Source organism: Pleomorphochaeta naphthae, assembly GCF_055396005.1.
In genome coordinates, this window is sequence record NZ_AP042457.1 from 2,904,343 (window position 1) to 2,919,514 (window position 15,172).

The 15,172-nt window shown below is 28.8% G+C and carries 11 protein-coding genes; 10 read left to right on the forward strand and 1 reads right to left on the reverse strand.

The window, feature by feature from the left end; all coding sequences use genetic code 11:
• The first annotated feature begins 1 nt into the window (after position 1).
• The 6 genes from fabG to ACZ5SO_RS13275 all read left to right on the forward strand — a co-directional run bounded on the left by fabG (position 2) and on the right by ACZ5SO_RS13275 (position 8,055).
• Positions 2-712, forward strand: coding sequence for a 3-oxoacyl-[acyl-carrier-protein] reductase (gene fabG / locus ACZ5SO_RS13250; RefSeq protein ID WP_464625234.1), 711 nt, complete (start codon positions 2-4; stop codon positions 710-712).
• A 9-nt stretch (positions 713-721) separates the two neighbouring features.
• The gene (gene fabF, locus ACZ5SO_RS13255) at positions 722-1,957 is read left to right on the forward strand and encodes a beta-ketoacyl-ACP synthase II (protein ID WP_464625235.1); all 1,236 of its coding nucleotides are present in this window, start codon (positions 722-724) and stop codon (positions 1,955-1,957) included.
• A 5-nt stretch (positions 1,958-1,962) separates the two neighbouring features.
• Entirely contained in the window at positions 1,963-2,379 is a 417-nt protein-coding gene (locus tag ACZ5SO_RS13260; RefSeq protein ID WP_464625236.1) for a 3-hydroxyacyl-ACP dehydratase FabZ family protein, read from the forward strand.
• 3 nt (positions 2,380-2,382) lie between these two features.
• The gene (fabV, locus tag ACZ5SO_RS13265) at positions 2,383-3,579 is read left to right on the forward strand and encodes an enoyl-ACP reductase FabV (protein ID WP_464625237.1); all 1,197 of its coding nucleotides are present in this window, start codon (positions 2,383-2,385) and stop codon (positions 3,577-3,579) included.
• Between the two features lie 447 nt (positions 3,580-4,026).
• The gene (locus ACZ5SO_RS13270) at positions 4,027-5,856 is read left to right on the forward strand and encodes an amino acid permease (RefSeq protein ID WP_464625239.1); all 1,830 of its coding nucleotides are present in this window, start codon (positions 4,027-4,029) and stop codon (positions 5,854-5,856) included.
• Positions 5,857-5,958: 102 nt separating this feature from the next.
• Positions 5,959-8,055, forward strand: coding sequence for a glutamine synthetase III family protein (locus tag ACZ5SO_RS13275; RefSeq protein ID WP_464625241.1), 2,097 nt, complete (start codon positions 5,959-5,961; stop codon positions 8,053-8,055).
• 11 nt (positions 8,056-8,066) lie between these two features.
• On the opposite strand, the gene ACZ5SO_RS13280 is transcribed toward ACZ5SO_RS13275, so the two are convergent.
• A complete protein-coding gene (locus ACZ5SO_RS13280) occupies positions 8,067-8,846 on the reverse strand; it encodes a GNAT family N-acetyltransferase (RefSeq protein WP_464625242.1) in 780 nt (259 codons plus the stop codon).
• 132 nt (positions 8,847-8,978) lie between these two features.
• Here ACZ5SO_RS13280 and ACZ5SO_RS13285 point away from each other — a divergent pair, with 132 nt between their 5' ends.
• The 4 genes from ACZ5SO_RS13285 to ACZ5SO_RS13300 are packed head-to-tail and all read left to right on the forward strand — an operon-like array spanning position 8,979 to position 15,169.
• Positions 8,979-10,625, forward strand: coding sequence for a tellurite resistance TerB C-terminal domain-containing protein (locus tag ACZ5SO_RS13285; protein ID WP_464625243.1), 1,647 nt, complete (start codon positions 8,979-8,981; stop codon positions 10,623-10,625).
• 9 nt (positions 10,626-10,634) lie between these two features.
• Positions 10,635-11,969, forward strand: coding sequence for an ATP-binding protein (locus ACZ5SO_RS13290; protein ID WP_464625244.1), 1,335 nt, complete (start codon positions 10,635-10,637; stop codon positions 11,967-11,969).
• Positions 11,970-11,973: 4 nt separating this feature from the next.
• Entirely contained in the window at positions 11,974-14,184 is a 2,211-nt protein-coding gene (locus tag ACZ5SO_RS13295) for a DEAD/DEAH box helicase (protein ID WP_464625245.1), read from the forward strand.
• Between the two features lie 31 nt (positions 14,185-14,215).
• On the forward strand, positions 14,216-15,169 hold the full coding sequence (locus tag ACZ5SO_RS13300; protein ID WP_464625246.1) for a YkvA family protein: 954 nt from the start codon (positions 14,216-14,218) through the stop codon (positions 15,167-15,169).
• The last annotated feature ends 3 nt before the right edge of the window (positions 15,170-15,172 follow it).

Here is a 15,172-nt window from a genome sequence, read left to right on the forward strand (position 1 = left end):
TATGGAATTAAAAAAAGCAATTATAACAGGTGGTTCAAGAGGTATTGGTTTAGCCATTATCAAAAATTTACTAAATGAAAATTATGAAATTTGGTATTTAAGCAGAAGTAAAATTAAAGATGATTTATCTCCTAATCTTCATCATGTTTGTTGTGATATTTTAGATAGAGAAAAACTTGAATCTTCTCTTAAAGATATAGTTAAAGAAGCAACTAGAATTGATTTATTAGTCAATAATGCAGGTATTACAAAAGATAATTTAATTATGAGAATGAAAACGGAAGCTTGGGATGATGTCCTAAATGTTAATTTAACTTCTGCTTTTATAACATCTAAAGTATTATCAAGGACATTTTTAAAACAAAAAAGTGGTTCAATAATTAATATCTCTTCAGTAGTTGGCATAGTTGGAAATGCAGGTCAAGCAAATTATAGTGCATCTAAAGCAGGTCTTATCGGTCTAACAAAAACTCTTGCAAAAGAATTTGCTTCAAGAAATATTAGAGTAAATTGTATAGCTCCAGGTTTCATTGAAACTAGTATGAGTGAGAAATTAACTGAAGAACAAAAAGAAAATATAATATCTGCTATTCCCCTAAATAGAATGGGAAGTGCTAAAGATGTAGCTAATTTAGTTTCATTTTTAGCGTCTGAAAAGGCGAGTTATATTACTGGGCAAGTTATTTGCGTCGATGGTGGAATGGTAATTTAAGGAAAAAAAATGAATAAAGTAGTAATAACAGGTATGGGATGTATTTCCCCTTTGGCGGATAATGTTAGTGATTTTTATAATGCTATTAAAGCAGGTAAATGTGGTATAGATAAAATTACCCTTTTTGATGTAAGCGATTATCCTGTAAAAATAGCTGGGGAAGTTAAAAATTTTGATGTTACAAAAAGAGTAAATAAAAAGAGAGCTAGATCTATGGCTCGTTTTACTCAATTTGCTACTTATGCTGCTGCAGAAGCTTTTGAAATGGCTAATCTTAAAGTAGAAGAAAGCAATAATATTGGTGTATATGTAGGTAATGGTATCGGTGGTTTTGAAATAGCTGAGCAAAATTTAGAAAAATTATTCAACAGAGGTCCTCGCTCTATATCCCCTTTAACAATTCCCTTATTAATTGGAAATGAAGCTGCAGGAAATATCGCTTTATTACATAATTTACATGGCCCTGCTATAACTATTCAAACAGCTTGTGCTTCAGGAACTGATGCAATTGGTACAGCTTTTTTAGCAATTAGAAGTGGTTTAATTGATATTGCAGTGGCAGGGGGTTGTGAAGCTGCTATAACTAAGCTTTCTCTTGCTGGCTTTTCTAGACTTCATGCCCTTAGTGCATCTCATAATGATGACCCCAAAAAAGCTAGTTGTCCTTTTGATAAAAATCGAGATGGTTTTACAATGGGAGAAGGTGCTGGAATGTTAATTTTGGAAAGTGAAGAAAGTGCTAAAAAACGTGGAGCAAAAATTTTAGGAGAAATCTTAGGCTATGGATCTTCTTGTGATGCTTTCCATATAACCGCTCCAAATCCAGAAGGAATAGGGGCAGCAAAAGCTATGGAACGTGCTATTTCTATGAGTGGCTTAAATTGTGAAGACATTGACTATATTAATGCTCATGGTACAAGCACTTTAGCAAATGATGTTATGGAAACAAATGCTATAAAACTTGTCTTTAAAGATTATGCTAAAAAGATTAAGATATCATCAACAAAATCTATGACTAGTCATTTAATTGGTGCAGCTGGGGCTATTGAAGCAATTGTTTGTGTTAAATCAATTGAAGAAGGATTTTACCCAGCTACAATTAATTATCAAACTAGAGATGATGAATGTGATTTGGACTATATACCAAATGAAGGTTTCGAAAACAATATGGATTATGCTTTAAGTGAATCTTTAGGGTTTGGTGGTCACAATGGTGTATTAATTTTTGGTAAATATAAGGGGTAATAAAAATGGAATTAACTGACGTACTTTTACATCGAAAGCCTTTTTTGTTTGTTGATGAAATAATAGAAGCAAATGAAAAGAAAATTATTGGATCATATACATATAAGGAAGATGAATTTTTTTTTAAAGGCCATTTCCCAAATCATCCTGTAGTTCCAGGTGTCTTACAAATTGAGTTAATGGCTCAAGTTGGTGGAGCAGGTTTAGCCTACGCTAAAATATTAGAACCTGGTCAATTGTTTGTTCTAGGTTCTGTTGAAAAAGCTAAATTCAGAAAAGAAGTAAAACCAAATGATAAATGTATTGTTGAGGTTGAAAATCTAAGAGTATCTAAAATTGGCATTAAGCAGAAGGGTTGTGTTAAAGTCAATGGTGAAGTTGTTTCACAAGCGACCTGGCTTTGTATTTTAGTTAAGGAATAAATCATGGTAGTTGAAGAAAAGATAATTAGAAATGTTTGTCTAACAGCTCATCCATTGGGCTGTAGAGAATATGTAGAAAATGAAGTTAATTTTGTAAAAAGAGCTATAAATGGAGAGATGGGAGAGTTATATAAACCCTTAAAAGCAGAAAAGAAAAATGTTTTAGTATTAGGTTGCTCAACTGGATATGGACTTTCTTCAAGAATAGTTTCAGCATTTGGTTCTTTTGATAATACAATTGGTGTATCGTTTGAGAGAGCTCCAAGTAATAAGAAAACAGCATCTCCAGGATGGTATAATAATAAAGTTTTTGATGAGTTAGCGGCTAAAGAAAATTTATATTCAAAAACTTTAAATGGTGATGCTTTTTCAAATGAAATGAAAGAAGAAGTAGTAAACCTGATTAAAAAAGATTTAGGTAAAATAGATCTTGTTATATATAGTGTTGCTTCTCCTATGAGAATTGATCCTGTTACAAAAGAAACATATAAATCAGTTTTGAAAACCATTGAGAAAGACTATTCTAATTTTAATGTAGATTTAAAAACAGGCATTATTAATAAAGTAAAACTTGAAGCTGCAACCGAAAAGCAAGTTCAAGATACTATCAAAGTAATGGGAAGTGAAGATTGGAAGTTGTGGATTGCAACTTTATTAGAAAACGATTGTTTAAACGAGAATTGTAAAACAATAGCATATTCTTACATAGGTCCCTCAATTACATACCCAATTTACAGATATGGGACTATTGGTAAAGCAAAAGAAGATTTAGAAAATGGGGTTATTGATTTAAATAAGAAATTAGCAAAAGTAAATGGTAAAGCTTTTGTTTCAGTCAATAAAGCTTTAGTAACTAGAGCTAGTGCTGTAATACCAATTGTCCCTTTATATATCGCATTAGTATACCAAGTAATGAAAGAAAAAAATGTTCATGAAAATTGCATTGAACAAATTTATAGACTTTTCAGTAGTAAGCTACCCTCAACGGAAGTTGATGAACAAGGTAGAATAAGGCTTGATGACTTCGAAATGAGAGAAGATATTCAAGAAGAAATTGAAAAGCTTTGGAAGACTCTTATTGAAGGTGAAAAATTGAGTATAGGAGATTTAGAATCTTTTAAACAAGATTATTCTCATCTTCATGGCTTTGGCTATAAAAATATCGATTACTCAAAAGATGTTGATCTAGAAAGACCTTAAATTATATTGAGGTGGGTTGACGCTAAACCTTTTTAGTGAAATTTTAATTGAGTACATAGGAACAACAAAAACTTGTTGTTCCTATTGTTGTTTGAACAGCATTGGTAAAATTTATGTGGAGGGATTTTGTTAACTACTTTTTTAATTATAATTTGTAAAATATTTAGATGAACATTTAAACTCTGAATTTTTTTTTATTTAGAGATTTCAGCGATAGTCTCTAGTTCTAAGATAAAAATATTCGATAGAAAATATTTATATATTGATAAAAAAACAAAAAAATAATGAAAAATTAACTTGCAAAATCTAAAAAACTGAGATAATAATTGCTAAAATTACATTTTACTATTTTTGTAATTACTTACAGGCTAAAGAAAAATAATTTTTATAAAATAAAATTATTTGTAAATAATTACAATGTGATATAATAAAAAAAAAGGTGGAATTATGGCGTTAAAGCAAGAAGTAAGTTTTTTAGGAGTATTTTCCTTAGCAACAGGTTCTATGATTAGCTCAGGTATTTTCATATTACCTTCATTAGCTTTTTTAAATAGCGGTCCAGCTGCTTCGCTCTCATATCTTTTAGCTGGTATTTTAGCTTTAATTGGTGTGCAGTCAATTATTGAGTTATCTACAGCAATGCCAAAGGCCGGAGGTGATTATTATTTTATAAATAGATCCTTAGGTCCAATGATTGGTACTATATCTGGTCTATTAGGTTGGGTAGCAATTTCTCTAAAAAGTGCTTTTGCAGTATTTGGTATTTCTGAAGTTGTTTATATGTTTACTGGCTTTCCAGTTTTAATAACTGGTGCGTTGATTACTATTTTCTTTGTTGTTCTAAATATAATTGGAGTTAAAGAAGCAACTCGGCTTCAAGTTGTTTTAGTTTTTTTCTTATTACTATTGATGATATTTTTTGTAATAGTTGGTTTTCCAAAAATTGATATAACTCATTTCACCCCCTTTGCTCCAAAAGGATATAATAAGATACTATATACAGCTGGTTTTGTATTTGTATCATTTGGAGGATTACTAAAAGTTGCCAATATAGCTGAAGAAGTTAAAGATCCAAAGAAAAATATTCCATTAGGTATGATAGCTTCAGTTATAGTTGTAACTATTCTTTACACATTAACTGTAACAATTACAACAGGTATTTTATCTGGAGATGAGTTTTCATCATCATTAACACCAATAGCTGATGCTGCAAGAAAGATATTAGGTTATCCAGGATTTATTGTAATAACGATAGCAGCTTCTCTTGCTTTTATTACAACTGCTAATGCAGGTTTACTTGCTGCAAGTCGTTATCCCCTCTCTCTCTCAAGAGATGGTTTAATGCCCAAAATATTTTCAAAAACTACTAAGAAAGGTGATGTTCCAGTTGTTTCTATAGTAGTTACAGGTGGAATAATCTTTTTCTCATTACTTATTAGTTTAGATAGTTTGGTTAAAGCAGCTTCTACAGTTATTTTAACAAGTTATGTATTAACAAATCTTTCGGTAATAGTACTTCGTGAAAGTCACTTAGCAAATTATAAACCCAGTTATAAAAGTCCTTTTTATCCTGTAGTTCAATTAATATCTATTATAGTTTTTTCTTACTTCATAATTGACTTAGGATCAAGTTCTACAGGCCTTTCTCTCTTGTTCCTTTTTGCTTGTTTGTTAGTATATTTGTTTTATGGAAGAAATCATTTTTCAGGTGATTTCGCTATTCTTCATGTCATAAAAAGAATGATGGATCAAAGAATAACTAATGAATTTTTAGAAGAAGAACTTAGAGAAATTGTTATAAATAGAGATAACATTGAGCAAGATGATTTTGATGAACTAGTCAAAAGTGCAAAAGTTTTTGATATAGATCATAGTATTAATTTTGATTCACTTCTTTCAATTACTGTTGAAGATATAGCTAGACAGGTAAATTTAGATGAAGCGGAAATATATAGAAGGTTCAATGAACGTCAAAATGAATTAAGTACTGCATTGACTCCTTTTATAGCTGTTCCACATATAATAACAGATGATGATTCTAAAATGTTTTTAACCTTAGTTCGTTGTAAAGATGGTATTAAATTTAGCGATGATGAAGATAGTGTTAAAGCAGCCTTCTTATTTGGAGGTCCATATAAGATGCGAACTTTCCATTTGAAAATTTTATCATCTATAGCAGAAATTGCTAGTGAAGAAAACTTTCCAGATATGTGGTTAGCTGCCAAAAATGAAGAAGATTTGAAAAATCTATTTATAATGAATGCAAGAAAACGTTAAAAAGAAATTTGTTAACTTGAATATATTATTAATATGTGTTTATTTTTTACTAAGAGTTTTTAAAAATAAAGGCAAGTTTCTTTATTTTAAGCAGGGGATAAAATGAACACTGAAAAGATTTCTGAATATTTTGGTTCACTAGTTTTTGGCGATGATGCCATGAAAGAAAGACTTCCAAAAGATGTCTATTATGCCTTAAAAGAGACAATTAGAAATGGGAAGGATTTAGATTTAAATATTGCTAATGCCGTGGCACATGCTATGAAACAGTGGGCCTTAGAAAATGGAGCTACTCATTATACTCACTGGTTTCAACCAATGACAGGAATTACAGCTGAAAAACATGATTCTTTTATTACTCCAACTAAAGATGGGAAAATGATTTTATCTTTTTCAGGTAAAGAGTTAGTCAAAGGGGAACCAGATGCTTCTTCATTTCCTTCAGGTGGTCTAAGAGCTACTTTTGAAGCAAGAGGTTATACAGCTTGGGATCCAACAAGTTATGCTTTTCTTAAAGATCATACTTTATGTATTCCAACAGCTTTTTGTTCTTACAGTGGAGCTGTTTTGGATAAGAAAACTCCTCTGCTAAGAAGTATGGAATTATTAAAAAAGCAAGCATTACGAATTGTTAAATTATTTGGACATGATCAAATTGTAAATATTATACCAACTGTTGGGCCTGAGCAAGAATACTTTTTAATTGATAAAAAGTTATTTGAGAAACGTAAAGATTTAAAATATACAGGTAGAACTTTAATAGGTGCTAGACCTCCTAAAGGCCAAGAGTTAGATGATCATTATTTTGGTAATTTACGTTTAAGAGTAAGTGCATATATGCATGACCTCGATAAAGAATTATGGAAACTAGGTATATATTCTAAAACTTGTCATAATGAAGTATCTCCAGCACAACATGAGATGGCTCCTGTTTTTACATCCACGAATATAGCATGTGATCATAATCAAATTGCAATGGAAATTATGAAAAAAGTTGCAGATAAGCATGGCCTATCTTGTTTATTACATGAAAAACCTTTTGCAGGACTAAATGGTTCAGGAAAGCATAATAATTTTTCATTATCGACTGATAAAGGTGTTAACTTATTAGAACCTGGTGATAATCCAAAAGATAATGCACAATTTTTATTATTTTTAGTTGCTATAATTAAAGCAGTTGATGAATATCAAGATTTACTGAGAGTAACAGCAGCAAGTTGTGGAAATGATCACCGATTAGGAGCTGCAGAAGCTCCTCCAGCTATAGTAAGTATATTTTTAGGAGATGAATTAACTTCTATACTAGAAGATATTTCAAATGGAAGAACAGCCTTAGGGGTTGAAAAGACTTCAATGGTTCTCGGGGTTCATGTCCTTCCTGATTTTCCAAAAGATACAACTGATCGAAATAGAACATCACCTCTAGCATTTACAGGAAATAAGTTTGAGTTTAGAATGTTAGGCTCTTCTATGAGTATTTCTGATACTAATACCACTATAAATACTATAGTAGCTAACTCATTAAAAGAGTTTGCAGATGAATTAGAAAATGCTGATGATTTTGATTTAGCAATGCGTGATTTAGTCAAGAGAACTTATTCTAAACATAAAAGAATTGTATTTAACGGAAATAATTATTGCGATGAATGGATTAAGGAAGCTAAAAAAAGAGGACTTTCCAATTTAAAATCTACAGTTGAATCAATTGAAGTTCTTGAAGATGAAAAAAATATTGAATTATTTGAAACTTATGGTATTTTATCGAAAGAAGAAATCTTATCTAGGTGTGATATCTTATTTGAGCAATATGAAAAAACTTTTAATATTGAAGCTTTAACTTTAATTGATATGATAAGAAAGCAAATATTGCCAACTTGTCAAGAATATATGGGAAAGTTAGCCACTTCATTAAATCAAACTAAAACTCTTATTCCTAATGTTAATATAAATTCAAGTATTAGAACTGTTAAGACAATAGCTACTTACATAGAAAAATTAAACCAACAAATTAAAGTACTTGAATTAAAAGTTGAAGAAATTAATAAAAATAAGGATTCTCGTATAAGAGCTAAAGCCTTTTATAAAGAAGTGTCTCCTATAATGGATAAAGTTAGGGAAATTAGTGATGCGCTAGAGTTAATAATTCCAAATAAAGAGTGGCCTATTCCTGTGTATGGCGAATTATTATATTCAGTCTAAAATTTAAGGAATTAAAATTGTTGAGGTATATAAATTCCAGCACAAATATTTTTTTCATTACTCATTCCTAAAGGAATAAAGGTTGGAGATGTATTAAAGAGATAGGAAAGTGGAGAATTTGAAGGCATCCAAACTTGAGATATATTAAATTCTTCCATTTTCTTTTTAAGAGCAATAGCACTTTCTCTACCTTCACACATAGTTTCAAAGGCAACATCGTCAATAACTAAGGCGTAAGCTCTTTGGAGATTGCTTTGAGCAATGATAGTTTTACAATTATCCCTTAATAATTTCCAAGCATAAAAGTCTCTATCTAAGGATCCTGTCTCTTCGGTAGCATTTACATAGATAGAAGAAATATCATCAGTACAATTAGTTACATTTTTTCGTGAATTTACAAGTAAAGGATAGCAAACATTCTGAGAAGAATAATAAAAACCATGTCTTTCGAAAAAAGGATTTAAATTAGAATTAAGTGTTAATATTTTGCCTTCTTCTTTATGAGCCAAATCTAAAAGAGAAGTTATAAGCCCTTGCTTTCGATACTCAGGCTTAGTTGCACATCCAACGATATATGATATTTCTGTTACAGTCATATTTCTAGTATAAGAAAATTGTAAGCAATGAATTGCTGAGACAATATTATTATTTTCTTTGGCAATGTAGCAGTGATCAATTTTCCATCTATTTTCAAAAAAATCATTAATAAAAGTTTTTGGAGAATTAAAAACTTCTAACCAAAGAGTTTTTAACTGTGAAATATCATTATCTGTTGCTCTGCTTAATATCATAATTTTAAAATAATGCGTTTTTCTATATTTTTCAATTAAAGTTATAAACAAATATAAAAAAACTAACCAATCTTTAATGTTTAATTATATACAAATTAATGATATTATATCTTTAATTTATAGGAGTTCCATTTGAATAATTATGATTTAAAACTTTTAATTGATAAGTATCGTAAAAGAGTTGAGTTTGCTATTGAATCAAATAATTTGCGAACTAGTGAAAGAACTTATGATAGTCAGCTAAAAAAATATATAAAGAATAGATCAAACCAAATTGGAACTTTTTTAGAAGATGGAAAGATTTTATTTTATTTAGAAGGTGAAGAAGATTTAAACATTTCTAATCCAAAATTAGGAACAGGTTGTTTTCAATATTATAATCTTGAAACCCCTCAATTGATGGCTTATATTGGATTTAGATCAAAGATTCGAAAAAATATATTACCTAAAAATCCTCAGATGTCTTTTCTCTCAATATATTTGATGGAAGTTTTAAATGATTTTTATTCTTCATCTTTTGATTCTAAGCTTAATTTGGTTAAAAAAATTGATAGATTATTTACAAAAGGCGTGAAATATAAAAAGTTGATTACTGAAGCTTTTGAACATTTATTTTTTCAATGTCCTTTAAATTTATCAATTGCTGAATTTAAGAAGAAGTATGATGTATATAATATTTTTGAAAATTATAGTGAAGATTCTTCAGTCTTTGACAAATATGAATATATTTATACTAAGAGTAGAAGAGGTTTAGAATTAAATAGAATTGATGATTATTTAATTAGGAATTCTTTTAAAAGAATTATAAATATCTTAATGAAAATAGATTTCAATTTAAAGATTAATGGAGTTACACTTAGTATTGAGGAAGCATTAAATAGTCAAGTAAAACATAAGACTTCAATCAATAAACTTTATTGTTTATATCCAATAAATGTTGAAAAAAAATTGTTTGAAAAAACTGGGAGAACACTTATAGTTTCAAATGGTACATTAAAAAATTATGGTCCACCTGTTTATTCAATAGAGTTTTTTAATAAAATAATCGAGTACTCTAAAAAAAGTTTTAGAAAATTATTAGATGGACCTATAGTAAAAGAAGAAGATAAAAGTTTTGTTAACTCATATTTTTTGAGAAATAAGTTTATGAACTTTGACAAAGAAAAAGAAATATTTGAGATTATTAAAACATGGGTTGATGAAAATCCATATTGCAAAAATGCATATAAATTATCTTACAGTCAACTAGAATTTGCAAAAAAGCAGAGCGAATTCAATATTGATTTAAATGAGGTTACAAAGATTAGAGAAAGTAGTGCTAAGATACAGGACAAATTAATAATAGAAGATGACGAAGTAGAAAAAACTGAAAACTTAAAAACTACAAAGTTGGGCAATCAAGCTATTTCATATTTTGAGAGTATAAGAATAAATAAAAATCTAACAAATAAAATTAGCGAAAAAACAGATAAAAGTGGTGAATTAAGTATTAAATCTACTAAAAATAGTACTGTTAGTGGTAAATTAAAAGAAAATAATAATAATATTTATACTTCAGTGGTAAAAAGTCTTACAAAGACAGAGTTGCTAGTATTAAATAGTATTTTGAGTGGAAATTTAGATAAGGCAAATAAAATTGCACAAAAGGAAAATGTAATGTTATCCTTAATAATTGATGCAATTAATTTAAAAGCCACTGAATTAACTGAAGATATAATTATTGAAGAAGAGATGATTGTTGAAGATTATAAGCAACAATTAACTGAAGCATTGTCTTAAGGATATAAAATGGAAAATGAAGTTAAATTTAAAATGCCACCAAGAAGAATAGCAAATAGTTTAATGAATTCATTAAGAGGAGGGGTTGTTCCAAGAGATGGAGCAGAATATATTGCTGTTGGAAGAAGTCAAGAATTAGAAGCTATATTAAATGATATTTCAATTATAGAAGAAGGCGGATCAACTTTTAGATTTATAGTTGGTCCCTTTGGAGCTGGTAAGAGCTTTTTATTTTCAATAATTAGATCTCATGTTACTAAAAAAGGCTTTATTGTAATGGATGCTGATTTTTCTCCTTCTAGAAGATTAATGGGCACGAAAAAAGAGGGATTAGCTACTTATAGAGAATTAATTAACAATATAGCAACAGCAACAAAACCTTCTGGAGGTGCTCTTTCATTAATTTTAGATAAATGGATAAATCAAATAAACTTTGAGGCTAGAGATAAACAAATCAAAGAAGAAGATAGAGTAAATTGGGCTTTAAATGAAATTTATAAAAAGTGTTCTAATATAAGAAATCTAGTTCATGGTTTTGAATTTTCAAAGCTTTTAGAAGCATATTATCTAAGTTATGAAGTAGGTGATCTAGAAAAAAAAGATAATGTATTAAAATGGTTTAGAGGTGAGTACCAAAACAAAAGAGATGCAAAAAGAGAATTAGGTGTAAATATAATTGTAAGCGATGAAGATTGGTATGAGTATATTAAATTATTTGCAGTATTCGCTAAACAAGCAGGTTATAAAGGCTTATTAGTATTGTGTGATGAAATGATAAATTTATCAAAAATATCTAATAAAATTTCTAGAATTAATAACTATGAAAAACTATTAGCTATGTATAATGATACGCTACAAGGAAAGGCTCAATACTTGGGAATAATAATGGGAGCTACTCCTAATAGCCTAGAAGATCAAAGGCGAGGTGTCTTCAGCTATGAGGCCTTAAGAAGTAGGTTATCAAAAGGTTCTTTTTATAATAATACTATGAAAGATTTATTATCCCCTATAATTTTAATAAAAAAATTAAGTGAAAGTGAGTTGTTTGTATTGTTGGAAAGATTAGTTCATCTTCACTCCTCGCTTTTTTCTTATGAAGAGTCAATTACAAGTGATGATATAAAAACATTTTTAGCTTGCGAATTAAATAGAATAGGAGCAAGTGAAAAAATAACTCCTCGAGAAATCATTAGAGATTTTATTGAAGTTATGAATTTACTTCATCAAAATCCAAATGCAACTGTTAAATCCATCTTAGAGCTTAATAGTTTTACATTTAGCACACCTACCATAGATGATGGTGAAGAAGAAATTGATGACGAATTTGCCACCTTTACAATATAGTAGTATGGATAGTTTTTCATATCTTGCCCCATATATACAAGACTACATTTATTCTAATAAATGGCAAGACTTGACGGATATTCAAAAAAAAGCAATTCCTCAAATATTAGAGACAAATAATAATGTACTTTTAGCAAGTCAAACTGCAAGTGGTAAAACTGAGGCTGCGTTTTTTCCAATTTTAACAGATCTTTATTACAATCCAAGTTCTACAATTAGTGTGATTTATATAAGTCCGTTAATAGCTTTAATCAACGATCAATTTGAAAGATTGTTTGATTTGCTAGAAATTGAAGATATTCCTTTGGTTAGGTGGCATGGACAAAGTTTAGTCTCTCCTAAAAAGAAAATTTTGAAAAATCCTGAAGGGATTATCCAAATAACACCTGAATCATTAGAAGCTTTATTAATGAGAGAGGGAAGAAACATAAAATATTTATTTTCAGATTTGAGATATATAGTAATCGATGAAATACATTCTTTTATGAATAACGAAAGAGGCTTACAAGTAATGTCTCTAATTTCTAGAATAGAACATTTAATAAATAGAGGAGTGAGACATGTTGGTTTAAGTGCCACTCTTTCTTCTTATACTCAAGCAGCTAATTTTTTAAATTTAAGTAATAATAAGAAATGTAGTGTTTGTATTGGTAAAGACAAAGCTTCTGCCTTAAAACTAAGTGTTCAGGAATTTAGTTATTCAAATAAGGGAGAGGCTGAAACAGGTGTTTTAGATGTTGAGCAACCTATTTTAAAAAATATATATAAGCTTGCAAGAGGTAAAAAAAGTATAGTTTTTGCTAATTCTAGAAAAGATGTAGAATTAATAACCTCAGGACTTAAGGATTTAGTAAATATAAAAAACGATACATTAGAAGTATTTGCCCATCATGGATCTTTGAGTAGACTTCAAAGAAATGAAGCAGAGGAAGCCCTTAAAACAAAAAATCAAGTTTGTGTTGGAGCAACTGTAACTTTAGAATTAGGGATTGATATAGGAGAACTTGATTTAATAATTCAACAAGGTTCTTCTCTTTCTGTTTCTTCTTTTGTTCAAAGACTTGGAAGGAGTGGGAGAAAAGGCCAAACAAGAGTTATGGCTTTTGTGCTTAAAAAACATAATATTATGTTTAAAAAAGATCCATTATATTTTCCAATTGATTTAATTAAAACAATTGCAATTATTGAGTTATATATTCAAGAGAATTGGATTGAGCCTTTTCACACGATGAAATATTGTTATTTTTTACTCTTTCATCAAACCTTATCAACTATAAAATCTTTAGGAGCATTAGCACCAAGTTCTTTAGCTAGAAGAATTCTATCGATTCAGGTTTTTAGATATATTTCAATTGACGAATTTAAAAGTCTTGTATTAAACATGATTGAAAATGAACTATTAGAAATAATGGAAGATGGATCTATAAATCTTGGTCCTAAAGGTGAAGGTTTAACAAACTTTTATGATTTTTATTCTGTTTTTATGGCAAATAAAGAGATGAGTGTAAAATTTGAAGATAAAATAATTGGAACTATAGGGAAAGATGTTCGAATTGGAGATAGGATAGTTTTGTCTTCAATTAAATGGAAAGTAGTAGATATAGATATTGAGAAGAATGAAGTTAATGTAATTAGAGATGGTGTTGGGGGTATTGCTAAATGGGATGGTGATTATTTTGTTAATCTTGATATTAAAATAGTAAATAAAATGAAAGAAATCCTCTCTAGTTCTACCCTTTATCCCTATTTAAATAATTCTGCAAAAAAGTATTTAGAAGATAGTCGTTATCGTTTTAATTACCTTAGATTAAATGAAGTTTTAATTATAAAAAGTGAAAGGAATGTTTTTAATTTATTTTTATGGCTTGGTTCGAGAGAAATGCTTTCTTTATCGTTATGTTTAGAAGAAAGAGGGTTTAAAACCTCTATTGATAATGATTTGTGTATCACTATAGAAAAAACAAATTTGAGTTGCGAAATTATCTTAAAAGCCTTAAAAGATATTATTGATGAAGATATTGATCCTCTTTCGTTATCTCTTCCAAAAGAATTAATTTATGGTAAATTTAAATTTGATAGATATCTCCCTTTTGAGCTAGCAAAAAAACAATATCTAGATTATTTTTGTGATTTTGAAAATATGAAGAAAGCTCTAACAGATTTATTGAATAAGAAAAAAAACAGTACTAATCCATTATTCTATTCTCTTTATTGACGAGAGTGTATTTGACCATTATTCTTTATTTATGTTAAATGCAAAAAAAGATGAAGAAAAAGCTATACAATTAGCCTCTAAGCTTGGAAAAGAAGCAGATTATACTCAAATAAGTAATATGGAAGTAAAACTTCCAGAAATGAAAAGAGGACCAATTGCTAAAATCTGGGATAAGGTTAGTGATATTTATAATGGATTTATGAGTGATGAAGTTCCTTCAAGTATCAAAGTATTATTAATTGGCTCTTTATTATATTTGGTATTGCCAGTGGATGTTATTCCTGATTTTATTCCAGTTGGAGGTTTGCTTGATGATGCCGCAGTTTTAACATATGTATGGAATAAATTATCTAAACTTATTAAACTAGGCAACCATATTGCACCTAAGGTTGTTAAACAATCTATTTCAGATAAAGTGCAAGAATCTATTACCTCAGCATATAATAAAACTTTTGAATTTGGAAAAAACAAATTAGAAGCCATATTAAAAAAGAAAGCTAAAAATACAATAAAAAATAGTCTAATGAGTTTAATAGCTTTTATAATTGCTATTTTATTTTTATATTCAGGTTCAAGAGAAGGTGCTTTAATCTCATCTTTAATTGTAATTGCCCTTCTTCTAAGGACTATATATTCAGTAATTAAAACAATTCCAATTGTATTTAAATTTTTGAAGATTTATTTAAGGGACAAAGATATAGATTCAGCCGTTTCTGATTATCTTAAAGATAGATATACTTTCATTAATCAAATAGAAGAATATAAAAATAAAGTTAAAATTTTTGATGGTCTTCCTGACTTGAAGGATTTAGTCTATTTACAAAGAACAGCTTTAAGAAAGACAATTATTGAAGTTGTAATAACAATGATATTAGCTATTGTGTTAGTTTTTGTTTTTAAGAGAGTTTTAATATATTACACAGACTATAATTTTATAGATATATTAACACTTCCCTTTGTTAGTTTTATTAATTTATTTAAATAAAAA